This is a genomic window from Cellulosimicrobium sp. 72-3, assembly GCF_013127315.1.
GTDB lineage: Bacteria > Actinomycetota > Actinomycetes > Actinomycetales > Cellulomonadaceae > Cellulosimicrobium > Cellulosimicrobium funkei.
Genome location: NZ_CP053419.1, coordinates 815,455 through 841,297 on the forward strand (window position 1 = coordinate 815,455; position 25,843 = coordinate 841,297).

23 protein-coding genes, 1 tRNA gene and 1 pseudogene are annotated in these 25,843 nt (G+C 75.4%); 14 read left to right on the plus strand and 11 right to left on the minus strand.

The genetic code is table 11. The features are described from left to right. Window positions 1-99: 99 nt before the first annotated feature. The 4 genes from HKK73_RS03685 to HKK73_RS03700 all read left to right on the plus strand — a co-directional run bounded on the left by HKK73_RS03685 (window position 100) and on the right by HKK73_RS03700 (window position 2,940). Entirely contained in the window at window positions 100-708 is a 609-nt protein-coding gene (locus HKK73_RS03685) for a hypothetical protein (RefSeq protein WP_171467463.1), read from the plus strand. An 88-nt stretch (window positions 709-796) separates the two neighbouring features. Further along, the gene (locus HKK73_RS03690; protein ID WP_171467464.1) at window positions 797-2,350 is read left to right on the plus strand and encodes an alpha/beta hydrolase; all 1,554 of its coding nucleotides are present in this window, start codon (window positions 797-799) and stop codon (window positions 2,348-2,350) included. Window positions 2,351-2,462: 112 nt separating this feature from the next. Beyond that, window positions 2,463-2,538: transfer RNA gene (locus HKK73_RS03695), tRNA-Thr, on the plus strand. Between the two features lie 192 nt (window positions 2,539-2,730). Beyond that, the gene (locus HKK73_RS03700; protein ID WP_171467465.1) at window positions 2,731-2,940 is read left to right on the plus strand and encodes a hypothetical protein; all 210 of its coding nucleotides are present in this window, start codon (window positions 2,731-2,733) and stop codon (window positions 2,938-2,940) included. 4 nt (window positions 2,941-2,944) lie between these two features. On the opposite strand, the gene HKK73_RS03705 is transcribed toward HKK73_RS03700, so the two are convergent. The 3 genes from HKK73_RS03705 to HKK73_RS03715 all read right to left on the minus strand — a co-directional run bounded on the left by HKK73_RS03705 (window position 2,945) and on the right by HKK73_RS03715 (window position 6,904). Continuing rightward, entirely contained in the window at window positions 2,945-3,712 is a 768-nt protein-coding gene (locus tag HKK73_RS03705) for a hypothetical protein (protein ID WP_171467466.1), read from the minus strand. A 92-nt stretch (window positions 3,713-3,804) separates the two neighbouring features. Then, window positions 3,805-4,404, minus strand: coding sequence for an alpha/beta family hydrolase (locus HKK73_RS03710; protein ID WP_171467467.1), 600 nt, complete (start codon window positions 4,402-4,404; stop codon window positions 3,805-3,807). A gap of 151 nt (window positions 4,405-4,555) precedes the next feature. Next, a complete protein-coding gene (locus tag HKK73_RS03715) occupies window positions 4,556-6,904 on the minus strand; it encodes a heavy metal translocating P-type ATPase (protein ID WP_253705774.1) in 2,349 nt (782 codons plus the stop codon). 357 nt (window positions 6,905-7,261) lie between these two features. On the opposite strand from HKK73_RS03715, the gene HKK73_RS03720 reads away from it, so the two are divergent. Then, window positions 7,262-7,756: a hypothetical protein gene (locus HKK73_RS03720; RefSeq protein WP_171467468.1), complete on the plus strand. Its 495-nt coding sequence runs from the start codon at window positions 7,262-7,264 to the stop codon at window positions 7,754-7,756. A gap of 261 nt (window positions 7,757-8,017) precedes the next feature. On the opposite strand, the gene HKK73_RS03725 is transcribed toward HKK73_RS03720, so the two are convergent. The 4 genes from HKK73_RS03725 to HKK73_RS03740 form a co-directional block, all read right to left on the minus strand. Continuing rightward, complete coding sequence (locus tag HKK73_RS03725; RefSeq protein WP_171467469.1) at window positions 8,018-8,533, minus strand: hypothetical protein; 516 nt, start codon at window positions 8,531-8,533, stop codon at window positions 8,018-8,020. Window positions 8,534-8,716: 183 nt separating this feature from the next. Next, the gene (locus HKK73_RS03730; protein WP_043652704.1) at window positions 8,717-9,049 is read right to left on the minus strand and encodes a cupin; all 333 of its coding nucleotides are present in this window, start codon (window positions 9,047-9,049) and stop codon (window positions 8,717-8,719) included. 76 nt (window positions 9,050-9,125) lie between these two features. Continuing rightward, on the minus strand, window positions 9,126-10,079 hold the full coding sequence (locus HKK73_RS03735; RefSeq protein WP_171467470.1) for a universal stress protein: 954 nt from the start codon (window positions 10,077-10,079) through the stop codon (window positions 9,126-9,128). 170 nt (window positions 10,080-10,249) lie between these two features. Next, window positions 10,250-10,897, minus strand: coding sequence for a hypothetical protein (locus tag HKK73_RS03740; RefSeq protein ID WP_021479757.1), 648 nt, complete (start codon window positions 10,895-10,897; stop codon window positions 10,250-10,252). A 280-nt stretch (window positions 10,898-11,177) separates the two neighbouring features. Between HKK73_RS03740 and HKK73_RS03745 the strand changes: the two genes are divergently transcribed. From HKK73_RS03745 to HKK73_RS03780, 8 genes and pseudogenes are all read left to right on the plus strand, one after another. Next, window positions 11,178-13,745: an ATP-dependent Clp protease ATP-binding subunit gene (locus HKK73_RS03745; RefSeq protein WP_031315080.1), complete on the plus strand. Its 2,568-nt coding sequence runs from the start codon at window positions 11,178-11,180 to the stop codon at window positions 13,743-13,745. A gap of 521 nt (window positions 13,746-14,266) precedes the next feature. Then, the gene (locus HKK73_RS03750; protein ID WP_171467471.1) at window positions 14,267-15,385 is read left to right on the plus strand and encodes an ABC transporter substrate-binding protein; all 1,119 of its coding nucleotides are present in this window, start codon (window positions 14,267-14,269) and stop codon (window positions 15,383-15,385) included. After that, on the plus strand, window positions 15,382-16,245 hold the full coding sequence (locus HKK73_RS03755) for an ABC transporter permease (RefSeq protein ID WP_171467472.1): 864 nt from the start codon (window positions 15,382-15,384) through the stop codon (window positions 16,243-16,245). Before HKK73_RS03750 ends, HKK73_RS03755 begins: the two co-directional genes overlap by 4 nt. After that, the gene (locus HKK73_RS03760) at window positions 16,221-17,039 is read left to right on the plus strand and encodes an ABC transporter ATP-binding protein (RefSeq protein WP_163185776.1); all 819 of its coding nucleotides are present in this window, start codon (window positions 16,221-16,223) and stop codon (window positions 17,037-17,039) included. Before HKK73_RS03755 ends, HKK73_RS03760 begins: the two co-directional genes overlap by 25 nt. Continuing rightward, window positions 17,036-18,445: pseudogene (locus HKK73_RS03765) on the plus strand (LLM class flavin-dependent oxidoreductase). The gene HKK73_RS03760 and the pseudogene HKK73_RS03765 overlap by 4 nt, the downstream one beginning before the upstream one ends. Then, on the plus strand, window positions 18,442-19,518 hold the full coding sequence (locus HKK73_RS03770) for an LLM class flavin-dependent oxidoreductase (RefSeq protein ID WP_171467473.1): 1,077 nt from the start codon (window positions 18,442-18,444) through the stop codon (window positions 19,516-19,518). The pseudogene HKK73_RS03765 and the gene HKK73_RS03770 overlap by 4 nt, the downstream one beginning before the upstream one ends. A 104-nt stretch (window positions 19,519-19,622) precedes the next feature. Beyond that, on the plus strand, window positions 19,623-20,495 hold the full coding sequence (locus HKK73_RS03775; RefSeq protein ID WP_043652692.1) for a methyltransferase: 873 nt from the start codon (window positions 19,623-19,625) through the stop codon (window positions 20,493-20,495). 155 nt (window positions 20,496-20,650) lie between these two features. Continuing rightward, window positions 20,651-21,193 carry a hypothetical protein gene (locus tag HKK73_RS03780; RefSeq protein ID WP_171467474.1) on the plus strand — a complete coding sequence of 181 codons (543 nt, stop codon included), beginning with the start codon at window positions 20,651-20,653 and terminating at the stop codon, window positions 21,191-21,193. A 3-nt stretch (window positions 21,194-21,196) separates the two neighbouring features. On the opposite strand, the gene HKK73_RS03785 is transcribed toward HKK73_RS03780, so the two are convergent. Next, window positions 21,197-21,913 carry a uridine kinase gene (locus HKK73_RS03785; RefSeq protein ID WP_338074485.1) on the minus strand — a complete coding sequence of 239 codons (717 nt, stop codon included), beginning with the start codon at window positions 21,911-21,913 and terminating at the stop codon, window positions 21,197-21,199. Window positions 21,914-21,985: 72 nt separating this feature from the next. Between HKK73_RS03785 and HKK73_RS03790 the strand changes: the two genes are divergently transcribed. Further along, entirely contained in the window at window positions 21,986-22,675 is a 690-nt protein-coding gene (locus HKK73_RS03790) for an NUDIX hydrolase (protein ID WP_171467475.1), read from the plus strand. An 85-nt stretch (window positions 22,676-22,760) separates the two neighbouring features. Here the strand turns inward: HKK73_RS03790 and HKK73_RS03795 are convergent, their stop codons facing one another. Genes HKK73_RS03795 through HKK73_RS03805 form a run of 3 tightly spaced genes read right to left on the minus strand, consistent with a single transcriptional unit; the run spans window position 22,761 to window position 25,824 of the window. Then, window positions 22,761-23,426 (minus strand): LUD domain-containing protein, encoded by a 666-nt coding sequence (locus HKK73_RS03795; protein ID WP_085388518.1) that lies wholly within the window; start codon window positions 23,424-23,426, stop codon window positions 22,761-22,763. Continuing rightward, window positions 23,423-25,033 (minus strand): LutB/LldF family L-lactate oxidation iron-sulfur protein, encoded by a 1,611-nt coding sequence (locus HKK73_RS03800; protein WP_171467476.1) that lies wholly within the window; start codon window positions 25,031-25,033, stop codon window positions 23,423-23,425. Before HKK73_RS03800 ends, HKK73_RS03795 begins: the two co-directional genes overlap by 4 nt. Then, the gene (locus HKK73_RS03805; RefSeq protein ID WP_137279663.1) at window positions 25,030-25,824 is read right to left on the minus strand and encodes a (Fe-S)-binding protein; all 795 of its coding nucleotides are present in this window, start codon (window positions 25,822-25,824) and stop codon (window positions 25,030-25,032) included. The genes HKK73_RS03800 and HKK73_RS03805 overlap by 4 nt, the downstream gene beginning before the upstream one ends. Between the last annotated feature and the right edge of the window lie 19 nt (window positions 25,825-25,843).

Genomic DNA, 25,843 nt, shown 5'->3' on the forward strand with positions numbered 1-25,843 from the left:
GTCGGGTCACGATCCCGCGGCGCGTCGGCGGTTCGGCGCGCGCGAGGTCCCGGCGCGGACCACGATGGTCGCGCACCCGTCGCCGACCGAGGAGTCCCCATGGTTCCCGCCCGTCGTCCCGCCGCCCGCACCGCGCGCCTCACCGCGGCGCTCGCGCTCACGGCCACGGTCGCCCTGCTCGGGGCGTGCGCGTCCGACACCGACGGGGGTGGTGACGGCACGAGCGCCACCGAGGAGACCACGGAGCCCGACGGCGGCCCCTCGTCGGACCCGTCCACGGAGCCGACCGACGACGCCACCGACGACCAGCAGGGCCTGCCCGACGCCGCGACGATGGACGTCGTCGCGGGCGCGCACGGCAAGGGCCTGCCGCCCGGCGCGGACGCGCCGACCGAGGGCGGCACCGGCGCCGCGTGGAGCGCCGAGCCGGGCCTCCTGCTCGTCGTGACGTTCGGGTCCAGCACGTGCCCGCTGCTCGCCGAGGACGACGCCGCGGTCGAGGGGAGCGACATCGTCGTGTCGTTCGTCGACATCCCCGCCGACACCGCGTGCACCATGGACTACGTCCCCGCGACGTCCGTCGTCGCGGTGCCCGACGACGTGGACACGAGCGCCGACGTGAGCGTCGTGCTCGGGGACCGCGGGACCGTCGTCGTGCCGCCGCCGGCCGAGGGCGCGGCCGGCGAGTTCGCCTGGACCGCGGGGTGACGACCCGCGCGGTGAAGAGCGCGTGAAAGGACGGGCCGCCGCCGGTGGGCCGTCTCCCGCGCGACGGGCGAGCGGCTACCGTGTCCGGGTGACGACGTCCCCCTCCTCCCGCCCCGCTCGCCGCGCCCTGGCCTGCGCCGCGACCCTTGTGCTGGCCCTCGTCGCGGGCGCGTGCTCGGCGCCCCCGAAGCAGCAGACCCCGGTCGAGGACGTCCCGACCGCGTCGTCGACCGGCACGGGCGAGACGGGACCGGAGGGCTTCGAGGAGTTCTACGGGCAGACCCTCGCGTGGGAGGACTGCGGAGCCGGCTGGGAGTGCACGACGGCGCGCGCGCCCCTCTCGTGGCAGGACCCGGCGGCGGGCGAGATCGAGCTCGCGGTCAAGCGCCAGCCCGCGACCGGCGAGCGCATCGGCTCGCTCCTCACCAACCCCGGCGGGCCCGGCGCGTCGGGCGTCGATTTCGTCGAGTCGCTCGCGCCGACCGTCGGCGAGAGCGTCACCGCGGCCTACGACCTCGTGGGCTTCGACCCCCGCGGCGTCGGGCAGTCGTCGCCCGTCGTGTGCCTCGACGACGCCGCCAAGGACGAGTCCCTGTCGCGCGACTTCGACACGGACGAGGCGGGGCTCGAGGCGCTCGCGGAGGACCGTCGCGCGTGGGCCGACGCGTGCGCCGAGAACACGGGCGAGCTGCTCGGCCAGGTCGACACCCAGAGCGCCGCGCGCGACATGGACATGCTGCGCGCCGTCCTCGGCGACGAGAAGCTCGCGTACCTCGGCTACTCCTACGGCACGCAGCTCGGGGCCACGTACGCCGGGCTGTTCCCGGACAAGGTCGGCCGCATGGTGCTCGACGGGGCGATCGACACCTCGCTCGACCCGGACGAGATCTCCGAGCAGCAGGCCGTCGGCTTCGAGAACGCCCTGCGCGCGTACGTCGAGGACTGCCAGGCCGGCGCCGGGTGCCCGCTGAAGGGCGACACGGACGCGGGGATGCGCCAGATCCGCTCGCTCCTCGACGCCGCGAAGGCGAACCCGCTCCCGACGGACTCGGGTCGCAGCGTCACGCAGACCCTCGGTTTCTACGGCGTCGCCGTCACGCTGTACAACGACCAGAGCTGGCCCGTGCTCACGCAGGCGCTCACCGAGGCGTTCGAGGAGGGCACCGGCAACGGCCTGCTCTACCTCGCCGACTTCTACAACGACCGGAACGCCGACGGCACGTACTCCTCGAACTCGTCCGAGGCGTTCCGGGCCGTGAACTGCCTCGACGGGCGCCAGGACGACGACCCGGCCGCGATGCAGGCCCAGCTCGAGCGGCTCGAGGAGGAGGCCCCGACGATGGGCTACTTCTTCGCGTTCGGCGGGCTCACGTGCGAGGGCTGGGCGTACCCGGTCGTCGACCAGGAGTTCGACCTCGCCGCGGAGGGCGCCGCGCCGATCCTCGTCATCGGCACGACCAACGACCCGGCCACCCCGTACGTGTGGGCCGAGGGCCTCGCCGACACGCTCGACTCCGCCGTCCTGGTCACCTGGGAGGGCGAGGGGCACACCGCGTACGGGCGCGCGAACGACTGCCTGAGCGACGCCGTGGACGCCTACCTCGTGGACGGGACCGTCCCCGAGGACGGGCTCCGCTGCTGACGCGGAGGGTGCCCGACGGCGGCCCGCGGGCCCGCTTTGGAATCTGGCCCGGTCGTTGGGTACAGTAGGCGCTCGTTGCCACCGGTTCGCCGAGCGGACCGGGACGTAGCACGCCGCCTTAGCTCAGTCGGCAGAGCGATTCACTCGTAATGAATAGGTCAAGGGTTCGATTCCCTTAGGCGGCTCCATCACGGCAGGTCAGGCCGGGTCTTCGGACCCGGCCTTTTCTGTGTCGTGGGGTGTCCCGTCGCCGTTTCGACCGAGCGGCGCAGGCGGTCCCGCCCGGCAGAGTTCCCGCGGAGTACAGGCCGTGGTCACCGGGCGTCTGCCTGGACAGAGTTCTCTCGTCGTGACGACCGACGACGAGGAGAGGACACCCGATGGCCGACACCCTGGCCCCGGCCCGCGAGACCGCCCGCCGTCGTGGCGGTGGGGCGCCGTCCGCCGCGACGGCGCGCACGACGTGCGGCGTCCCCGCCGTCGCGGCCGAGGACCCGTCCGACAGCGACTACACGGCCGGCGACGTCGACGAGCTGGCGCGCTGGGAGCGCCGCTCCGGCCGGACGACGGCGGGCACCGCCCGCCGCTGAGGGCTCAGCCCACGCGGCGCACGAGCAGGATCACACCGCCGGCCGCAGCGGCGACGAGCCCGCCGACACCCACCGCGGCGAAGGTCGGGAAGGTCTCGCCCGCGGGCGGGGGCGGCGCCGTGCGGTCGACGGACGCGAGCGGGACGCGCGCCGGCTCGGGGCCCGCGGTCGTGGGCGCGGCGGTCGGCGTCGGTTCGGCAGGGGCGGCCGTGGTCGGTTCCTCCGTCGGCTCGGCGGTCGGCTCCTCCGTCACGTCGGGCTCCGGCGCGTCCGGCGTCTCGACGGGCGCCTCCACGACCGCCGCGACCGGCGGCGCCTCGGCCGTCGGGGCCGAGGTCGCGGGGGCGTCGGGGGTCGGCGCCGGGGGCGCCGTCGTGGGGGAGGGCGCGGCCTGCGCCGTCGTGCAGACGGGGTCGTCCCCGTTCCACCGCGCGTGCTGCGCGCGCAGGCCGGACACCTGGGCCCACGTGACGCAGTAGCCGTCGGGGAACGTGCGCGCCGGCACCGAGAAGGCCAGGAACCCGTCCGCGGAGTCGCGCGGGCCGTAGGAGTCGGAGTAGTACCGCTCGCGGCTCCCGTCCGGCGAGCTCACGGCGTAGGAGACGGCGCCCCACTCGGACCAGAGGCGCTCCGGGTCGAACGAGACACCGTCGACGCTCACCTCGAGCCCGCTCTCGCCGTCCCGGCCGACGGCGGTCGCGGGTGCGGCGGCGACGGCCACCACGAGCACCGCCAGGGGTGCGAGGGCGAGCAGGCGGCCAGCGGCGCGCATCAACACCTCCGGGTCGTTCGGGAGCGGTCCGCGGCACATCGTACGCAGTCGTGCGGGCCGGTCGGAACGTCGGGGCGGCGCCCTGGGGCGGGTCAGGCCCCGAGCGTCGCGAGCCACCGGACGACGGCCTCGCACACGGCCGCGTCCTGCCCCTTGAGGTCGTGGGCACCGGGCAGCTCGACGCGCGTGACGGGCCCGGGGATCGCGGCCGCGTGCTCGGCGAGCTCGTCCGGCGTCGCGAACGGGTCGGTGCGCCCGGAGACGAGGAGGACCGGCACGTGGAGGTCCGGGAAGTGCTCGGTCCGCAGCCGCTCGGGCTTGCCCGGCGGGTGCAGCGGGTAGCTGACGAGCGCCAGCCCTGCGGCCGGGAGTCCTTCGGCGACGACCATCGAGCACATGCGCCCGCCGTACGAGCGGCCGCCGAGCACGAGGCGGTCCGTCGTGGTGCCGAGCTCGGCGGCGAACGCCTCCGCCTCGGCGCGGACGTGCGCGATCGCGACGGGCGGACGGTCGGGCATCCGCTTGCCGGCGATCCGGTAGGGGAAGTCGACGCGGCGCACGGGGACGGGCGGGTCGAGGGCGGCCAGCGCCTCGTCGATCGCGACGAGCGCGCCGTGGTCGCGGCTCGCTCCGGCTCCGGGCGTGAGCAGGACGCCGGCGACGGGCCGGTCGTCGGGGGTCGGCGTGGTCACCGTCCCAGTCTCGCAGCGCGCACGACGTTCCTCGCGGTCGAGCACGACCCTCCGCGCGGGCGACCACGAGGTTGCCGTCGTCCTCCGCAGGAGAACGACGGCAACCTCGTGGTCGGGGCGGGCCTCGCGGCCCGGGTCAGCGCGGCCCAGGTCAGCGCGCCGCGAGCCGCGCCGGGTCGAGGTCCGTGCGGCGCAGCAGCTGCGCGTTGAGCGCGACGATCACGGTCGACGCGGACATGAGGATCGCGCCCACAGCCATCGGCATGACGAACCCGACGGGCGCGAGCACGCCCGCGGCGAGGGGCACGGCCGCGATGTTGTAGCCCGCGGCCCACCACAGGTTCTGCTGCATCTTGCGGTACGACGCGTGCGACAGCTCGATGATCGACAGCACCGCGCGCGGGTCGGAGCTCGCGAGGATGACCCCGGCCGAGGCGATCGCGACGTCGGTGCCGGCGCCGATCGCGGTGCCGACGTCCGCCTGGGCGAGCGCCGGGGCGTCGTTGACGCCGTCGCCGACCATCGCGACGACGCGCCCACCGTGCTGCAGCTCCGCGACCTTCGCGTCCTTGTCCTCGGGGCGCACGCCCGCGAACACCTGGTCGATGCCGAGCTCGCGCCCGACCGCGCGGGCGACGGGCTCGGCGTCGCCGGTGATCATGACGACCCGGATGCCGCGCCGGTGCAGCGCGTCGACGGCCTCGCGCGACTCGGGACGGATCGCGTCCGCCAGGGCGAACGCGCCCACGACCTCGCCGGACCGCGAGTCGGACGCGGTGCCGGCGTCGCTCGCGACGACCACGTGCAGGACGGTCGACCCGTCCTCGGCCCACGTGGCGGCGTCGGGCAGGGGGTCGAGGCCGCGCTCGCGCAGGAGCGCGGGACCGCCGACCGCGACGCGGCGGGCGCCGTCGGGGGTCGGGACGGTCGCCTCGACGCCGACGGCCGTGAGCGACCGGAAGTCGGTGGCGCGGGGGACGTCGTCGCCCCGCTCCTCGGCCGCCCGCACGATCGCCCGGGCGAGCGGGTGCTGGCTGTCCGCCTCGGCCGCCGCGGCGAGCGCGAGGAGCTCCGCCTCGGACGTGCTGCCCGCGGTCGCGAGGTGCACGACGACGGGCTCGCCCTCGGTCAGCGTCCCGGTCTTGTCGAACAGGACGGTGTCCACGGTGCGCATGCGCTCGAGCGCCAGGCGGTCCTTGACGAGGACGCCCGCCTTCGCGGCGCGCTCCGTCGACAGCGAGACGACGAGCGGGATCGCGAGGCCCAGCGCGTGGGGGCACGCGATGACGAGGACGGTGATCGCCCGGATTAGTGCCTGCTCCGGCGTGCCGAAGACGAGCCACAGGCCGATCGTCAGGGCCGCCGCGCCGAGCGCGTACCAGAACAGCCACCCGGCGGCGCGGTCCGCGAGCCGCTGCGTCTTCGTCGACGACGCCTGCGCGTCGGCGACGAGCCGCTGGATGCCTGCGAGCGCGGTGTCCTCGCCGACGGCCGTGATCCGCACGCGCAGCGCGTCGTCCGTCGCGACGGTCCCGGCGACCACGGCGTCCCCGACGGTGCGGCGCACGGGGCGCGACTCGCCGGTGATCATCGACTCGTCGACGTCCGCGGACCCGGACGCGACCTCGCCGTCCGCGGGCACGCGCCCGCCCGGCCGGACGACGACCAGGTCGCCCACGCGCAGGTCCGTCGGCGCGACGGTCGTCACGGTCCCGTCCTCGGCGACCCGCTCCGCCTCGTCCGGGAGGAGCGCGGCGAGCGAGTCGAGCGCGGACGCCGTCTGCGCGAGCGAGCGCATCTCGAGCCAGTGGCCCAGCAGCATGATGACGACGAGGAGCGCGAGCTCCCACCAGACGTCGAGCTCGTGCGCGAGCAGGCCCAGGCTCGCTCCCAGCGACGACACGAACGCGACCGTGATGGCGAGCGAGATGAGCGTCATCATCCCGGGCTTGCGGCTCCGCAGCTCGCTCACCGCACCGGTGAGGAACGGGCGCCCGCCCCAGGCGTAGATCACCGTGCCGAGGACGGGGGACACCCAGGGCACCCACGCGGCGTCCGGCAGGTCGTAGCCCAGGAGCATCGCGAACATGGCGTTCAGCGCGACCGTGGGGACCGCGAGGACGAGCATGATCCAGAACAGGCGGCGGAACTGCCCGACGTGGTCGCCGTGCCCGCCGTGCCCGCCGTGCCCGGCCATGTCGTGTCCGGCGTGGCCCGCCGTGCCGTGACCGGCCGTGTCGTGACTCTCGTGCCCGGACGTGCCGTGGCCCTCGTGCCCGGCGGTGCCGTGACCCGCGGTGCCGTGACCCGCGTGGTGGTCCTCGTGCCCCGTGTCGTGGCCGCGGTGCGCGGCCGGGTCGTGCGTCGCGTGGTCGACGGCGGCGGTCGCCGCCGCGCCGGGGTGCCCGTGCGCCTCGGGGTGCCCGTGCGCCTTGTGGTGCTCGTGCTCGCCGTCCGCGCCGGTCCGACGCCCGGGGCCGTGCTCCGTGCGGTGGTCCACCGTGTCTCCTCTCAACTGCTGATACCCCTAGGGGGTATCGTCTCCTCCCGATCATGCCCCCGTGGTGCCGATCCGTCAACCGTTCGAGCGCGACCCGTCCGTGAGGGGCGTCGGCAGGGGCGCGGGGTGGGCTCCCGCAGCACGACCGGGCACCGGACCGCCACGCGCCGGGGTGCGTCGTCGCCTGGGCGACCGCGAGGCGCAGCGCCTGCTCGCCGACCTCGGCGTCGCTGGGGGTGGGCCCGGGCGCGGGACCCGGCGGGCGGCGCGCCGCGCCGCCGGGTGGGCCGCCCCGGGAGCGGCTACGTTCGGGAGAACCCGGTCGACCGGGCCACCACCACACCGCAGGAGGACCCCATGACGTCCCAGGACGCAGCCGCGCCGCGCGGCACGACGGCGGTGCTCGCCCGGGCCCTCGCGCTCGGCGTCGCCGCGGGCTCGCGCAGCAGCCTCGGGGTCGCGGCGCCGGTGCTGGCCGGCCTCGTGCGGCCCCGCGGGTCGCGCCGGTCGGACCACGGACCCGGGCCGCTCGCGCGCGGCGCGGCGCTCCTGGGCGTCGTCGGCGAGCTGGTCGGCGACAAGCTGCCGCAGACGCCGAGCCGGCTCGCGCCGCCCGGCCCCGTCGTCCGCGTCGCGAGCGGCGCCGTGGGCGGCGTGCTCGTCGCCCGGCACCGGACCGGTCCGGTCGGGCTGGTCCTCGCCGCCGTCGCGGGAGCCGCGGGCGGGGCCGTCGGGACGTGGGGCGGTGCGGCGTGGCGACGCCTCGCCGTCGGCGAGCGGCCCGACTGGCCCGGCGCCGTCGCGGAGGACGTCACGGCGTTGACCCTCGCCGCCTGGGCCGTCCGGGGCTGAGCGCCCGCCACGGCGACCCGGGCACGACGTCCCGGGAGTGAGTCTTCCGGGCGGAGGGGCCGTCCGTCAGCAGCCCGCCTGCTCGTAGCGGCACAGCCGCTCCCACGCGGCGCGGGCCTGCTCCGCGACCGTCTCGCGGGCCGCGCCGACGGTGCTCTCCCCGCCGTCGAGCGCGACGAGCGTGACCGCGGCACCGCGGCGCGTCGTCGCCAGGTAGGTGCCGAGCGCCGTGTCCAGGTCCCCGCTCCCGCCCGACCCGTATTAGTCGGTGGCCAGGCCGCCGCCCTGGGCGCCGACGTCGAGCGGCTCGGCCGTGTACGTCGTGCCCTCCGCGCCGCCCTGCGCCGCGCACGCGGCGAGCAGGTCCGCGAGCCGCGCGGCCTCCGCGGTGGCGGCGTCGGCGTCGGCGAACACCGCGACCTGGTGGACCCCCACGACGCCCTCGGCCGCGCCGTCGCCCTCGGTCGCGGTGCGCATCGCCGTGGCGTCCGCGGGGCCGCCGTCGGCGCACGCCTCCGGGAGGTGCCAGTCCGCGACCCCCTCCGCCTCCTCGCGTCCTCCCTCGCCGCCCCACGCGCCCGCGGGGAGGAGGACGTCGGCGGGCGCGTCCGTCGGGAGCGCCGCGGCGGGATCGCCGGGTGCCGGGGTCGCGGCAGAGGTCGAGGGGGCCGGGGCCGACGGCTCCGGGGTGCTCGGCGCGTCGCCGGGGGCCGCGGTGCAGGCCGCGAGGACCAGGGCGCTCGCGGCGAGGACGGTCGTCGTTGTCGAGGCTCTCATCCGCACCACCCTGGCAGCCGTGCGGGCGGTTCGCAGGAGCAGCTCGCGGTGCATCGAGCCCCGGGCGCCGCGGCCGGGCAGGCCCTACCCGCCGAGCACGGGGTCCGCGACCCCTCTCGACGCGATCCGGTCGCGGATCGCGTGCTCGCGGAGAGAGGGGCGGGGGGCAGGGAGCGCCGGGGCTCAGCTGCCCGGGACGCTCGTCACGGTCGTCAGGAGGAACGCCGCGTCCTCGATCGCGCTCACCGCGTGCCGCTCGTGGGTGAGCACGCGCAGCTCGCCCTCGCCCAGCTCGACGTCGCCCTCGCCGAGCGCCGTGACCCGGACCCGGCCGCGCAGCACCTGGATCGACGCCGCGGGCGGGGAGTTGTGCTCGCCGAGCTCGACGCCCGCGCGCAGCGCGAGGATCGTCTGGCGCAGCGGGCCGTCGTGCAGCACGACCTCGGCGCTGCGACCGTTCGCCGCGGTGCGGGCGGTCGTGAGGTGGGCTTCCGTGAGGAGGTCGACGTTCGTCATCGGGGCTCCGGCCTGTCGGGGAGCTCCATCATGCCGCGCGGCGGGCGTCGCTGCCGCCCGCGCGTCGGGCGAGGCCTCAGTTGTCGTGCGCCCCCGAGGGGTGCGTCGCGTCCGCGGGCCGCACGACCGTGACCGGGCAGTGCGCGTACTCGACCGCGTGCCGGCTCACGGACCCCAGGAGCAGCCGGTCGAACCCGCCGACGCCGCGGTTGCCGAGCACGAGCCGCTCCGCGCGCGACGACGCCTCGATGACCCCCTTCGCGGCGTGCACGTGCTGCACGCTGCGCACGAGGCGGTCGTCGGGCAGGTCGACCCCCGCCGCCTCGAGCGCGGCGTCGAGCTTCTGGGCGGCGAACTTCTCGTAGTCGTCGATGGGCGGCGTCCATCCCCACGAGTCGGGCAGGGGCGCGAGCGAGACGATCTGCCAGCAGAACAGGGCCTCGAGCGTCGCGCCCGTGCGCCGCGCGACGTCGGCGCCGTGCCGCAGCGCCTGGACCGACGTCGACGACCCGTCGACCCCGACGACGACGGGCCGCGCGTGGTCGTGGCGCACGTCGGGCGTCCCGCGCACCACGGTCACGGGGACGGTCGCGTGCTGCACGACGGCGGTCGGCACCGACCCGAGGACCATCCGGCCGAGGCGGCCCCGGCCGCAGCGGCCGAGGACGAGCAGGTCGGCGTCGTCGCCGTCGGCGGCGTCGGGCCGCACGTCGTCCTGGGCGGCCTGCGCGACGCGCGGCTGGGCGAGGGCGAGCAGGACGGCCGCGGGGCTGCCGCGCTCGGCGACGGCCGTCGCGGTGACCGCGTCCGGGCCGATCCCCGTGCGGGCGCGCGCGGCGTCGAGCCACTCCTGGACGAGCGCCCGCTTCTCCTCGGCCGCCGCGTCGGGGCCGTCGCCCGGCCCCTGCCGCGACTCGAACGCGAGCACGGCCGTCAGGGGCACCGCCCGGTCCGCCGCCTCGCGCATCGCCCAGTCGAGCGCGCCGCCCGACTCCTCCGACCCGTCGACACCGACGATCACGCCGCGCATCTCGCCACCTCCGCCCGGTCGGCCGACCGCGTGCGCCGTCGGCGTGCTGTCCCCGACGCCGTCGGCGGCGCCGGTGCTGACTCGACCCTAGGCCGCGGGGCCGCGCCGCGCCCGGGACGGGCGTCCCGAGGTGGTGGACGAGAGTCCCGGGGCGCGGCGCGTGGAGCCGGTCAGAACCGCGGGTCGGGCTCGTCCTGGAGGATGTTGCGCAGGGGGCGGGTGACGACGTCGACCCGCGCGAGCAGGTCCGCCGGGCCCGAGACGACGAGCGCCCGGTCCCCGACCGGCACGTACGCCGCGGCGTGCTCCCGCACGGTGACGTACAGGCAGGGGCGGGTCTCGCCGTCGACCCGGAACGTGGTGCGCACGACGGGCGCGACGTCCACCTCCTCGACGATCGCGCGCATCGCGGCGCGGTACTCCTGGTAGGAGTCGAGGAAGTCGTCGTCGCCGGGGGTGTCGGAGTGCAGGGGCGCGGCGAGCGCCCCGCTGAGCGCGGTGCGGGCGATGTCCTCGGCCTGCTCGTCGTGCGCGGCCCGCACCCGCAGCGTCTCGACGTCGAGCGTCTCGCCCGTGAACGACACGTAGGAGCGCAGGAAGCGCTCCTCGGCCGGGTCGTGCGCGCCGTGGCCGGCACCCGTGAGCGTCTCCTCGTCGAGGTCGAGACCCCAGGTGAGCGGGTCGTCGACCTCCGCGACGGCGCCGTGGAACCGCGCGACCACCTGCTCCCACGACGCGGCCGAGCCCGTGGGGCGTGCCTCTCGCTCGTCCGCGTCCGGTGCGGGGGTGTCCTCCGGCGGCTGGTCCGGTTGGTGCATCGCTCTCGCCACCCTTCTGGACGTCGTGCGGGGCGCACTCCCGAGCCTGCCCGTGGCGCGGGCCGCGGTCAACGCCCCCGGCGCGTGTCGGGCCGGGTGATCTCCGCCGTCGTGCACCCGCGACCGCCCGGCAGGTCACGGCGCGACCCCTCTTTCACGCCCCTGGCGAACAACGGCATACGGAGGGGGTGCGGCTCGTTCGAACCGCATAGAGTCAATGCGGTCAGGCTTGTACCCGTCGTCCGGCGGGCAGGTGTACGCCGCTCACGAGGAGCAGCACATGTTCGAGAGATTCACAGACCGAGCCCGTCGGGTCGTCGTCCTCGCCCAGGAAGAGGCGCGGATGCTCAACCACAACTACATCGGCACCGAGCACATCCTCCTCGGCCTCATCCACGAGGGCGAGGGTGTCGCGGCCAAGGCGCTGGAGTCCCTCGGGATCTCCCTCGACGGCGTCCGCACCCAGGTGACCGAGATCATCGGCGAGGGCCAGCAGGCCCCGAGCGGGCACATCCCGTTCACGCCGCGCGCCAAGAAGGTGCTCGAGCTGTCGCTGCGCGAGGCGCTCCAGCTCGGCCACAACTACATCGGCACCGAGCACATCCTGCTCGGCCTCATCCGCGAGGGCGAGGGCGTCGCCGCCCAGGTCCTGACGAAGATGGGCGCCGACCTCAACAAGGTGCGCCAGCAGGTCATCCAGCTCCTGTCCGGCTACCAGGGCAAGGAGCCGGTCGCCGCCGGCGGTCCCACCGAGGGCCAGCCGTCCGGCTCGGCCGTGCTCGACCAGTTCGGGCGCAACCTCACCCAGGCCGCGCGCGAGGGCAAGCTCGACCCGGTCATCGGGCGCAGCCTCGAGATCGAGCGCGTCATGCAGGTGCTGAGCCGCCGCACCAAGAACAACCCCGTCCTCATCGGCGAGCCCGGCGTCGGCAAGACGGCCGTCGTCGAGGGCCTCGCCCAGGACATCGTGCGCGGCGACGTCCCCGAGACGCTCAAGGACAAGCAGCTCTACACGCTGGACCTCGGCGCGCTCGTGGCCGGCTCGCGCTACCGCGGCGACTTCGAGGAGCGCCTCAAGAAGGTGCTCAAGGAGATCCGCACGCGCGGCGACATCATCCTGTTCATCGACGAGATCCACACCCTCGTCGGGGCGGGTGCCGCCGAGGGCGCGATCGACGCCGCGAGCATCCTCAAGCCGATGCTCGCGCGCGGCGAGCTGCAGACCATCGGCGCGACGACGCTCGACGAGTACCGCAAGCACGTCGAGAAGGACCCGGCCCTGGAGCGTCGCTTCCAGCCCATCCAGGTCGCCGAGCCGTCGCTCCCGCACGCCATCGAGATCCTCAAGGGCCTGCGCGACCGCTACGAGGCGCACCACCGCGTGTCCATCACGGACTCCGCGCTGGTCTCCGCGGCCACGCTCGCGGACCGGTACATCAACGACCGGTTCCTCCCGGACAAGGCGATCGACCTCATCGACGAGGCGGGCGCGCGCCTGCGCATCCGCCGCATGACGGCCCCGCCGGAGCTCAAGGAGCTCGACGAGGAGATCGCCGAGGCGCGCCGCGAGAAGGAGTCCGCGATCGACGCGCAGGACTTCGAGAAGGCCGCCGGCCTGCGCGACAAGGAGAAGCAGCTCACCGCGAAGCGCGCCGACAAGGAGAAGGCGTGGAAGTCCGGTGACCTGGACACCGTCGCGGAGGTGGACGAGGAGCTGATCGCCGAGGTCCTGGCCATGGCCACGGGCATCCCGGTCTTCAAGCTCACCGAGGAGGAGTCCAGCCGCCTGCTCAACATGGAGGACGAGCTGCACAAGCGCGTCGTCGGCCAGGAGGCCGCGATCAAGGCGCTGTCGCAGGCCATCCGCCGGACGCGTGCGGGCCTCAAGGACCCGAAGCGCCCCGGTGGGTCGTTCATCTTCGCCGGCCCCACGGGCGTCGGGAAGACGGAGCTGGCCAAGGCGCTCGCCGAGTTCCTCTTCGGGGACGAGGACGCGCTCATCCAGCTCGACATGTCGGAGTTCTCCGAGAAGCACACCGTCTCGCGGCTGTTCGGCTCGCCCCCCGGCTACGTCGGGTACGACGAGGGTGGCCAGCTCACCGAGAAGGTGCGGCGCAAGCCGTTCTCGGTCGTCCTGTTCGACGAGGTGGAGAAGGCCCACGCGGACATCTTCAACTCGCTCCTGCAGATCCTCGAGGACGGTCGCCTGACCGACTCGCAGGGCCGTGTCGTGGACTTCAAGAACACCGTCATCATCATGACGACCAACCTCGGCACGCGGGACATCGCCAAGGGCGTCCAGACCGGCTTCAACGCCGGCGGCGACCTGGTCACGTCCTACGAGCGCATGAAGGCGAAGGTCAACGACGAGCTCAAGCAGCACTTCCGGCCGGAGTTCCTCAACCGCGTCGACGACGTGGTGGTCTTCCCGCAGCTCTCGCAGGCCGAGATCATCCAGATCGTCGACCTGATGATCGCCCGTCTCGACGCCCGCCTGCGGGACAAGGACATGGGCATCGAGCTCACGCAGCCCGCGAAGCAGCTCCTCGCCGAGAAGGGCTACGACCCGGTCCTGGGTGCTCGTCCGCTGCGCCGCGCGATCCAGCGCGACATCGAGGACGTGCTCTCCGAGAAGATCCTGTTCGGCGAGCTCAAGGCTGGCGAGATCGTCCTGGTCGACGCCGAGGGCGAGGGCCTGCTCGGCGAGTTCACCTTCCGGGGTGTCTCGAAGGGCGAGCACGACCGCGGCCCGGTGAGCGTGGGCGCGGCCGCCGCGCTCGACGCCCCGACCGGCGTCTCGGTCCGCGACCTGCCCCCGACGGGCGAGCTGCAGGCCGGCGCGGAGTGACGCACTCCTGAACGCCTGACACACGGGCCCCGATCCTCCTCCGGGAGGGTCGGGGCCCGTCGTCGTCCCGGCGCCCCCTCTCCCGACGAGCAGGTGGTCGTGGCGCGTCCCGGGCGACCGACGCACCACCATCGCCTGCTCGGCCGACACGGACCACCTGGTCGGCGGGCGAGGGGCCGTTGCACGGCGTTACGTTCGTTCTCGTCGTGGGACGGGGGGCGACGGCCCTTTGCGGGGTCTGCGCACGCTGGCACAGTCGCCCGCATGCCGACGACACCGGGGGGCCTCGTCGCCCTCCCCGCCACCGACGCCGGGCACGTGCCCGGACTCGCGTGTCGTCGCGCTCTGCGTGCGCGCCTGCGCCGTCGGGCCGCGTGTCGTCCGACCGCGTGCCGCTGAGCACCCCGACGCACTGACCGACGGCCGCCCCGGGCCGCCGTCGGGCCGTCCCACCACCCTCCCGCGCACGGCACCCGCGCGCCCTCGTGCGTCCCCGTGCGCTCTCCCTGAGAGGACCCGCCATGCCTGCTTCCCCGCTCCGTCCGTCCGCACCACCCGGCCGCCGGAGGGCGACGGCCGTCGCGCTCGGTCTCGTCGCGCTCCTCGCCGCCGGTGCGTGCAGCACCGCCGAGGCGTCCGGGGGCGGTGACCCGGCCGACGGCGGCACGCTCGCCCCGGACGCCGAGCTGCCCACCGAGGTGCCGGAGGGCACCGTCCTGCGCGTCGGCGACCCGACGACGCAGAAGGCGTTCGAGCTCGCGGGCGACGACCTGGACAGCGACTTCTCGTTCGAGATCGAGTGGGCCAACATCTCGGGCGGCCCGGCGACGACGGAGGCGTTCCGGGCCGGGTCGCTCGACGTCGGCGCCGTCGCGGAGATCCCGCCGATCCACGCGACGTGGACGGGCCTGGACGTGCAGGTCTACGCGTCCGTCTACCGGGAGAACTGGGAGGACGCGCCGGTCTACGAGTTCGCGGGGGCGCCGGGGGTCGAGCTCGGCTCGCTCGAGGACTTCCGCGGTCACCGCATCGCGTTCAGCCCGGGCCAGGCGCAGGGGGCGATCGTCCTCAAGGCGCTGCAGGAGGCCGGGCTCACGCAGGACGACGTCGAGCTCGTCGAGCTCCCGAGCACGGGCGACGTCTACTCGACGGCCCTCGCGGCGGGCGAGGTCGACGTCGCGCCGCTCGGCGGCACGCAGCTCTTCCGGTACCTCGCGACGTACGAGGCCGACGGCGCGACGTCGGTCCAGCACCACCTGCGCGACGACGCGTCGCACCTCTACGGCCCGACCGAGGTCGTGCGCGACCCGGCCAGGGCGGCGGCGCTGCGCGAGTACGTCGCCGCGTGGGCGGCGGCAAAGATCTGGGTCGCGGAGCACCCGGAGGAGTGGAAGCAGGGGTACTACATCGAGGACCAGGGGCTCAGCGAGGAGGACGCGCAGTACCTCGTCGACCACGCGCCGGTCCCGGACGTCCCGTCCGACCTCACGGAGGGCATCGAGCGCACGCAGGCGACGGTCGACCTGCTCGCGACGGAGCTCGACGAGCAGCCGCTCGACGCGGCGGACCTGTTCGACGTGCGCTTCGGCCCGGTCGCGGGCGAGGCGGCCGCCGCCGCGCGGGACGGGGGCGCGCAGTGAGCGCCGCGGTCGTCGACCGGGTCGACGTCGCGGTCCCGCGGGCCGACGCCGCGCCGTCCACCCCGGGGGACGTGCGGCCGCGCGGCACGCGTCTCGGGCTCGGCCGGCCGGTCCCGCTCGCGGCGCTCGTCGGGGTCACGCTCCTCGCGGTCGTCTGGTCGGTGGGGTCCGCGACGGGGCTCGTCGACCCGCGCGTGCTGTCCGCGCCGTGGACGGTCGTCTCGACGGGCGCGGAGCTCGTCGCGAACGGCAAGCTCGGGGCGCACCTCGGCGTGTCCCTGACGCGCGCCGCGCTCGGGCTCGCGGCCGGCATCGTCGCGGGCGTCGTGCTCGCGCTGGCCGCCGGGCTGAGCCGGGTGGGCGACGCCGTGCTCGACGGCCCGATCCAGGTCAAGCGCGCCATCCCCAACCTCGCGCTCCTGCCGCTGCTCATCCTGTGGTTCGGCATCGGCGAGGAGATGAAGGTCATCACCATCGCGCTCGGCGTCTTCATCCCCATCTACCTGCACACGCACAACGGCCTGCGCGCGATCGACAGCCGCTACGTCGAGCTCGCCGAGACGGTGCAGCTCTCGCGGTGGCAGTTCGTGCGCCGCGTCATCCTGCCCGGCGCGCTGCCCGGTTTCTTCCTCGGCCTGCGGTTCGCGGTCACGGGCTCGATGCTCGCGCTCGTCGTCGTCGAGCAGGTCAACGCGACGGCCGGGATCGGCTACATGATGGAGCTCGCCCGGACGTACGGGCAGACGGAGATCATCCTCGTCGGCCTCGTGGTCTACGGCGTGCTGGGCTACTCCGCGGACCTCGCCGTCCGTCTCCTGCAGAGGAGGGTGCTCTCGTGGCGGCGCACGCTGGAGGACTGACCGCGCAGGAGGCCCGCCCGACGACGCCGGGCGCGGCCGTGCGGGTCCGCTCGCTCGTCCGGTCGTACGGGGAGCAGCGCATCCTCGACCACCTCGACCTCACCGTGGACGACGGCGAGTTCGTCGCGATCCTGGGCCGGTCCGGCTCGGGCAAGAGCACGCTCCTGCGCGCGCTCGCCGCGCTCGACCACGGGGTCGCGGGCTCGGGCGAGGTCGTCGTGCCGGACCAGGTGTCCGTCGTCTTCCAGGACTCGCGGCTCCTCCCGTGGGCGCGCGTGCTGGACAACGTGGTGCTCGGTCTCGACGCCGGGGCGCGCGGGCGGAGCGCCGCGCGGGACGCCGGCCGCGCGAGCCTCGCGGAGGTCGGCCTGGCCGGGCGCGAGCGCGCGTGGCCGAACGAGCTCTCGGGCGGCGAGCAGCAGCGCGTGTCGCTCGCCCGTTCGCTCGTGCGCTCGCCGCGGCTCCTGCTCGCCGACGAGCCGTTCGGCGCGCTCGACGCCCTGACGCGCATCCGGATGCACGCCCTGCTGCGCGACCTGTGCGCGCGGCACCGCCCCGCGGTCCTGCTCGTCACGCACGACGTGGACGAGGCGATCGTGCTCGCGGACCGCGTCGTCGTGCTCGACGAGGGGCGGATCGCGGCCGAGCGCCGCGTCGACCGGAGCTACGGCCCCACCGAGGCCCGCGACCCCGCCGACCCCCGCTTCGCCCGGCTCCGCACCGAGCTGCTCGACGCGCTCGGCGTCGTCCGCGACGCCCCGACCACCCCTGACCGGAAGGACACCGCCGCATGACCCGCCACGCCTCCTCGGGCCACCGCCCCGGCCGCCTGCACCTCAACGCGTTCCTCATGAGCACGGGCCACCACGAGGCGTCGTGGCGCCTGCCCGAGAGCGACCCGTCGTGGACCTCGACGAACATCGCGCACCTGCAGCGCCTCGCGCAGGTCGCGGAGGCGGGGAAGCTCGACTCGATCTTCTTCGCGGACGGCCCCGGGCTGCGGTCCGACGTCGGGCGCCGCCCGGCGGGCTCGCTCGACCCGCTCATCGTCCTGACGGCGATCGCGACCGTGACCGAGCACATCGGCCTCATCGCGACGGCGTCGACGACGTACAACTCGCCCTACAACCTCGCGCGGCGCTTCGCGTCGATCGACCACGTCTCGGGCGGCCGCGCCGGGTGGAACGTCGTCACGACGGCCGGGCCGGAGATCGCGCGGAACTTCGGCCTCGACGACCAGCCGGCGCACGCCGTGCGGTACGAGCGCGCGGCCGAGTTCCTCGACGTCGCGTTCCGGCTCTGGGACTCGTGGGAGGACGACGCCGTGCTCGCCGACAAGGCCGCGGGCGTCTGGGCGGACCCGGCCAAGATCCACGGGCCCGCGCACGTCGGCACCCACTTCTCCGTGCACGGCGCGCTCACGACGCCGCGCTCGCCGCAGGCGCGCCCGCTCATCGTGCAGGCCGGGTCGTCCGAGGACGGCAAGGACCTCGCCGCGCGCTAGGCCGAGGCCGTGTTCACCGCGCACCAGACGCTCGCCGACGCCCAGGCGTTCTACTCCGACCTCAAGGCCCGGGCGGTCGCCGTCGGGCGGGACCCGGGCACGGTGAAGATCCTGCCCGGCATCGTCCCCGTCATCGGGTCCACGGAGGCGGAGGCGCTCGCGCGGGAGCGCGAGCTCGACGAGCTCATCGTCCCCGAGTACGCGCGCGCCCAGCTCGCGAAGACGCTGCGCCTCGCGCCCGAGGACCTGCCGCTCGACCGCGAGCTGCCCGACGGCCTGCCCACCGAGGACGAGATCGAGGGGGCCAAGAGCCGGTACACGCTGATCGTCGAGCTCGCGCGCCGCGAGCGGCTCACGGTGCGCCAGCTCATCGGGCGCCTCGGCGGCGGGCGGGGCCACCGCACGTTCGCGGGGACGCCCGAGCAGGTCGCCGACGCGCTCCAGGACTGGTACGACGCCGAGGCCGCCGACGGGTTCAACATCATGCCCGCGGTGCTGCCGTCGGGGCTCGAGCAGTTCGTCGAGCACGTGCTGCCCGTGCTGCGCGAGCGCGGCCTGTTCCGCACCGAGTACGAGGGCCGGACGCTGCGCGAGCACTACGGGCTCGAACGGCCGGCCAACCGCTACACGGACGCGGCCCCCGCCGGGACGTCGTCCGACGGCGGGGCACGAGTCGTCGAGGGGGCCTTCGCATGAGCGCGGAGCACCTCTGGTACATCCCGAACCAGGTGCGGCCGGGGCACCGCGGCGACGACACCACCGAGGACCACAACAGCCTCGACACCCTGACGAGCCACGCGCACGCCCTGGAACGCCACGGGTTCGCGGGCGCGCTGCTCGGGACGAGCTGGGGGCGTCCCGACACGTTCACGGTCGCGACGGCGCTCGCCGCCCGCACCACGACGTTCGAGCCGCTCGTCGCGATCCGGCCCGGGTTCTGGCGGCCCGCGCACTTCGCGTCCGCCGCCGCGACCCTCGACCACCTCAGCGGCGGCCGGCTGCGCGTCAACATCGTGTCCGGCACCGACGGGCAGGAGGCGTACGGCGACGGCGAGGCCGACCCGGCGCACCGCTACGCCCGCACGCGCGAGTTCCTGCAGATCGTGCGGCGCCTGTGGACGCAGGAGGAGGTCACGTACGCGGGCGAGCACTTCTCGGTGACGCGCTCGTCGCTGGGGCCGCGGCCCGTCGTCCGCGGCGACCGCGCCCACCCGCGGATCTACTTCGGCGGCGCCTCGGAGGCGGCGGAGCGCGTCGCGGCGACCGAGGCCGACGTGCAGCTCTTCTGGGGCGAGCCGCTCGACGGGATCGCGGAGCGCATCGACCGGCTGAGGCGGCTGAGCGCCGAGCTCGGCCGTGAGCACGCACCGCTCGAGTTCGGGCTGCGCGTCACGACGTTCGTGCGGGACACGACCGAGGAGGCGTGGGCCGACGCCGAGGCGAAGGTCGCGCAGCTCGCGGCCCGCTCGCCGGAGCGCGAGGCGTGGTCGGCCCGGGACCGGGGGCGGAGCGCCGCCGTCGGGCAGCAGCGCCTGCTCGACCTGGCCGAGCGGGGCGAGGTGCTCGACGACAACCTGTGGACCGCCCCGGGCCGGTTCGGCGGCGGGGGAGCGGGCACGACGTGGCTCGTCGGTTCCGCGGAGGACGTCGCGAAGGCGCTGCGGCGCTACGAGGACCTCGGCGTGACGCACTTCGTCCTGTCCGACACCCCGTACCTGCGCGAGATCGAGCGCCAGGGCACCCGGCTCCTCCCGCTCCTGCGCGACTGACGGTCAGCGTCGCCGGGATCGGTCGCCGGGATCGGTCGCCGGGATCGGTCGCCGGGATAGGTCGGCGGTCCCGGGGCGGCGATACCCGGAGTACCGTCCGGAGCGTGGACCAGAGCCGGCTCGACGACCTCACCGCCCGCCTGCGCGCCGCCGGGTGCGTCTTCGCGGAGGAGGAGGCCACGCTCCTCGCCGAGCGGGCCGACGACGACGCGCACCTCGAGGCGCTCGTCGCGCGCCGGGTCGTGGGCGAGCCGCTCGAGCACGTCCTCGGGTACGTCGACTTCCACGGGCTGCGGGTCGCCGTGGACCCCGGGGTGTTCGTGCCGCGCCAGCGCACCACGCTGCTCGTCGACGAGGCGGTCGCGCTCGGGCGGCGGGCCGGGCGCCCGGCCCAGCTGCCCGACGGCGGCCCGGGCAGCGGCCCCGGCCGTCGTCCGGAGGGTGGCCCGGACGGCCGGACGGTCGTCGTCGACCTGTGCTGCGGTGCCGGGGCGCTGGGGCTCGCGACCGCGGTGGGCCTCGGCGGCGACGAGACCGCCGCGCTGCACGCGAGCGACGTGGACCCGGCCGCGGTCGCGTGCGCGGCGCGCAACGTCGCGGCCGTCGGCGGGACCGCGTACGAGGGCGACCTCTTCGACCCTCTGCCCGCCGGTCTGCGCGGGCGGGTCGACCTCCTCCTCGCCAACGTGCCGTACGTCCCGTCGGGCGAGATCCCGCTGCTGCCGCGCGAGGCGCGCGACCACGAGGCGCACGTCGCCCTCGACGGCGGCGGCGACGGGCTGGACGTGCTGCGCCGCGTCGCGACCGAGGCGTCCGCCTGGCTCGCCCCCGGCGGACACCTGCTCACCGAGTCCGGCGAGCGTCAGGCAGCGGGCGCCGTCGCGGTGCTCGGCCGGGCCGGGCTGGTCGCGCGCGTCGTCCGGGACGACGACATCGGCGCGACGATCGTCGTCGGGACGCTCCCCGCCGAGACGTGAGAAGTGGTCCCCGCGACGCGCGGGTCAGGGGCCACTTCTCACGTCTCGGCAGGCTCGGCGAGGGGGAACGTGCGCCGTGGTGCAAGGCGCGGGCCGTCCGTGACAAAGAGTGGACGAGGGCCCGACGGGCGGGCGGGCCGCGAGAGGGGACGTCGGTGAGCATCGCACGAGCGCGACGACGCGCGCACGGCCTGGTCGGTGCGCTGCTCGTCGCCGTGCTCCCGGCGTGCAGCGGTCCGGGAGGTCTGGTCACCGCGTGCCCGGCGGTCGGGTACTCGGCTCGCCTGGAGGTCCGGCTCGACGACTCCTGGCCGGACCGCGACGCGTACGGCGTCACGGTGGCCTGCGTCGGCGCCGACCCCTGCGCGCTCGTGCGCGACGGTACGCTCCGGCCCGGCCCCGAGCGGGCCCCCACGACGATCCCGGTCGACCCGGTCGACCCGGTCCCGCCCCAGGCCGTCGAGACCTCGCCCGAGCCGACCGGAGAGGCGCAGGACGCGCCCTCCGTCGGCGAGTGGACCGGGTCGGCGCTGAACGGTCCGGTCGGCACGGTCGTCGTCCGTGTCGTCGAGGTCGCCTCGGGCGACGTCGTCGTCGAGCGCGAGATCGACCCGACGTGGGAGAGCGCGGACGGTGCCGACTCGGAGTGCGGCGGACCGTCGGTCGCGACGATCGAGATCGCCGCCCCGCCGGGGTGACGCCTACGCCGAGGCGGGCCGCAGCAGTGCGCGGATCTCCTTCTCGGCCTGCGCGGGCGTGAGCGCGCGGCAGCCGAGCGACTCCCAGTGCCGCACGAGCGCGGGCTCGGCGCGCAGCAGCGCCCAGCCGCGCCGGAACAGGGTGAGCGGCGGCTTGCGCATCTCGGCGAGGTCGCGCAGCAGGCGGAACCAGAACGTCACGAGTCGTGGTCGGTAGAGGCAGATCGCGTCGGCCAGCACGTCCTGTGCGCGGCAGGCCGCGACGATCTCCGCCGCGAAGATGCCCTCCGCCAGGACGACGCGCGAGCCCGTGACGTCGACGTGGGTCGTGCCGGTGCGGCGCGACGTCGGGATGTCGTAGACCGGCACGTCGGCGTGGCCCGCGCGCGCGAGGTCGACGAGCGCCGCGACCGCACCCTCGGCGTCCCACGAGCGGGGGTCGTCCCAGTCCACGATGCCGAAGCGCTGCGGCAGGTCGGGGTGGTCGTGGTCGAGGTAGAAGTCGTCGAGCGCGACGACCGGGAGCCCGAGCCGGCGGGTGAGCGACGTCTTGCCCGAGCCCGACGCCCCGGTGAGCAGCACGATCCGCGTCGGGACCTCGCGCGACCCGGGCGGGAGGTCGAACAGCGCCGGGTCCCCGGCGGGTCCGGTCGGCACCGGGTCGGTCCGGGTGGCGGCGTCGGTGGGGCCGCCGTCGGCGTCGTGCTGAGGGTCGCTCACGGGACACCATTGTCGCAGCGTCCGGCGCGAGCCCCGAGGCGGGGCGTCGGGTGGGGCGCGTAGCCTTCCCCGGTGACTGCTCCGGACCCCGCCGCCCTGCTCGCCCGCGACGCCCTCGACCGCCTCGACCGGTGGGAGCCCGTGGATCCCCGTCAGGGGGCGCTCGCGGCGGAGTACCGCGCGTTCGTCCGCGGCGACGCCGGCCCGCGCGCCGAGGCGATGCGGCGCGACGGCGGTCCGCAGCACCTCACGGCGAGCTGCTTCGTGCTCAGCCCCGGTCTCGACCGCGTGCTGCTGTGCTTCCACCGCAAGGGCCGGTTCTGGGTCCAGGTGGGCGGCCACACCGAGCCGGAGGACACGACGCTCGCGGGTGCCGCCTACCGCGAGGCGCGCGAGGAGAGCGGCATCGAGGACCTCGTCCCGTTCGACCCGGATCCCGAGCCGGGCGCCCCGCACGACGCGGGCCACGAGCCGCGCGTGGCGCCCGAGGTCGGGGCGGGCGCCGCGCCGTCCGCCCCGGTGGACGTGCACCGGCACGACCTCGCCGCGGCGTTCGGCACCTGCCGCACGCACTGGGACGTCGGGTTCGTCGCGTTCGCCGACCCGGACGCGCGCACGGTCGTCAGCGACGAGAGCGAGGACGTCGCGTGGTTCCCGGTGGACGCGCTGCCGCCCGGCACGCCCGACGACTTCCCCGTCCGCCTGGCGACGGTCCTCGCGGAGGTGCGCCACCGTCGTCGGGCAGGACTCCCCACGACGTAGAGCCCCGGTCGCGCGAGGTAGAGCCCTGGTCACGACCAGGGCTCTACCTCGGCTGACCAGGGCTCTACCTCGGCGGACCGGGGCTCTATCTCGGCGGGACGAGGACGACGTGGAGGGTGCGGGGGCCGTGCACGCCCTCGACGCGGGAGAGCTCGATGTCGCTCGTCGCGCTGGGGCCGCTGATCCACGTCTGCGGGCGCCCGGGGTGCGCGGCGAGCAGGCGCACGGCCTCGGGCACGGTCTGCACCACCTGGTCCGTGCGCACGACGCACACGTGCAGGTCGGGCACGAGCGTGATCGCCCGGCGGCCCTGGTCGGGCTCGCCGTCGAGCACGATCGTCCCGGTGTCGCCCACCGCGACGCGCGCCGCGGTGACGACGGCGTCCGTGCGGTCGAGCTCGTCGGGCGTGCGCGGGTCGTCGCGCGCGTCCCGCACGACGGCGGTCCCGGCGCCCAGGCCCGCGAGCCACGCCTCGTCGAGACCGGCCGGCACGACGACGGACGTCGCGTCGGCGAGCAGGTCACCGACGACTGTCGCCACGTCCGCCGCCGTCTCGGCGCGGTGCACGTGCGCCCGGTAGTCGACGAGCCGGTCGACGAGCACGTCCACGGCCTCGGGCGAGCCCGGGGCGAGCTCGCCGTGCTCGCGGTAGGCGCGCGGCACGCTGCCCGACGCCGCGGGGCCGCCCGCCGCCGTCGATCCGCCGAGCGCGGTGCGCACGCGGGCGAGGACGTCGTCGCGCGCGCTCACCGGTCCTCACCTCCCTCGGTGCGGGGCTCGTCGGCCGGGCGGTCGCGCCACCAGTCGCGGAAGGTCTGCTTCGCGGGCGCCGGGAGGTCGCGCGAGCGGGTCCACCCGGACGCGGGCGGCGGGAGGGTCGAGATGCGGCCCTTCGGACCGGCGACCAGGCGCCCGACCCCCGCCGCCTTCTCCGCGAGCTCGAACCGGCGCGCGTCGGACATGACGAACGAGGCCGCCTTCATCGCGGCGCCCCACCCGGTGGGGCGGCCGCGGTCGGCGTCGACCTCGCGCGCCCGGAGCTCGACGAGGATCGACGGGATGTCGATCTTAACGGGGCACACCTCGTAGCACGCGCCGCACAGCGTCGAGGCGTAGGGGAGCGACGCGTTCGGGTCGTGGTGGCCGGAGAGCCCGCCGGAGGACTTCGTGAGCTGCGGCGTGAGGATCGCGCCGATCGGGCCGGGGTAGACCGACCCGTACGCGTGGCCGCCCACCCGCTCGTACACCGGGCACACGTTGAGGCACGCGGAGCAGCGGATGCAGTGCAGCGCGGCCCGCCCGACCTCGTCGGCGAGGACGTCGGTGCGTCCGTTGTCGAGCAGCACGAGGTGGAACTCCTGCGGGCCGTCGCCGGGCGTGACGCCCGTCCACAGGGAGGTGTACGGGTTCATGCGCTCGCCCGTGGACGAGCGCGGCAGGAGCTGGAGGAACACCTCCAGGTCGGTGTACGTGGGAACGACCTTCTCGATCCCCATGACGGTGATGAGCGTCTCGGGGAGCGTGAGGCACATGCGGCCGTTGCCCTCGGACTCGACGACGGTCAGGGTCCCCGTGTCCGCGACGCCGAAGTTCGCGCCGCCGATCGCGACCTTCGCCGAGAGGAACTTGCGGCGCAGGTGGGCGCGCGCGGCCATCGCGAGCTCGCGCGGGACGTCCGACAGGTCCGGCGGGGCGTCGCCCATGCGCGCGAGGAAGATCTCGCGGATCTCCGCGCGGTTGCGGTGGATCGCGGGCACGAGGATGTGCGACGGCATGTCGTCGGCGAGCTGCACGATGAGCTCCGCGAGGTCCGTCTCGTACGCCGCGATCCCCTCGGCGGCGAGCGCCTCGTTGAGCCCGGTCTCCTGCGTCGCCATGGACTTCACCTTGACGACCTCGTCGACCCCCTTCGCCTTGACGAGGTCCGCGACGATCCGGTTCGCCTCGTCCGCGTCGCGCGCCCAGTGCACGACGCCGCCGCGCGCCACGACGTTGCGCTCCAGCTCCTCGAGGAGCTCGGGCAGGCGCGCCATGACGTCGGTCTTGATCGCGGAGCCCGCGTCGCGCAGCGCCTCCCAGTCCGGTACCTCGCCGACGACGGCCGCGCGCTTGGCCCGGATGGTCGACGTCGCGTGCGCGAGGTTGCGCCGCAGCTGCGTGTTCTGGAGCGCCTCGCGCGCCGCGTCGGGGAACGACCCGCCCCAGCGCAGCGGGGCGTCCGGGTGCGGCACGTCGCCGAACGCGTCCGACGCCGCCCCCGCACCCGCCGAGGTGCCGTGCCCGCCCGGGTGGGCGACGTCGTCGGGCAGGGTGCGCGCGCCGCGCCGGACGGGCAGGCCGAGGAACGTGCGGCTCACCGGGCACCCCCGCGCGTCGACGGGCCGACTCCGGCGGGGGCGGGCGTGTCCTTCGTGGACGCGAGGATCTCCGCGAGGTGCAGCGTGCGGACGCCCGCGCGGATGCGCGACAGGCCGCCGCCGATGTGCATGAGGCACGACGCGTCGCCTGCGGTGAGGACCTCGGCGCCCGTCGCCTTCACGTGCGTCATCTTGTCGGCGAGCATCGCCGTCGAGGTCTCGGCGTTCTTCAGCGCGAAGGTGCCGCCGAACCCGCAGCACTCCTCCGCCGCGGGCAGCTCGACGAGGTCGATGCCCTCGACCGCGCGCAGGAGCCGCAGCGGCTTGTCGCCGACGTGGAGCATGCGCAGCGAGTGGCACGTCGGGTGGTAGGTGACCCGGTGCGGGAAGTAGGCGCCGACGTCGGTCACGCCGAGCACGTCGACGAGCAGCTCGGACAGCTCGTACGTCTTCGCGGCGACGGCGTCGGCGGTGCGCGCGAGGTCGTCGAGACCGGCGCGCCGGCAGACCATGCCCTGCTGGTGCCGCACGGACCCGGTGCACGACCCGGACGGGACGACGATCGCGTCCCACTCGCCGTCGAGCACGGGGGAGAACGCCTCGACGTGGTTGCGCACCACGGGGACAGCCTCGTCGAGGTACCCCGTGTTGACGTGCATCTGGCCGCAGCAGGCCTGGCGCTCGGGGAAGAACACCTCGTGGCCGAGGCGCTCGAGGAGGAGGGCGGTGGCGCGCGGTGCCTGGGGGAACATCACGTCGCCGATGCAGGTCGCGGTGAGGGCTATGCGCATCGTTGCTCCGGGGGAGGGC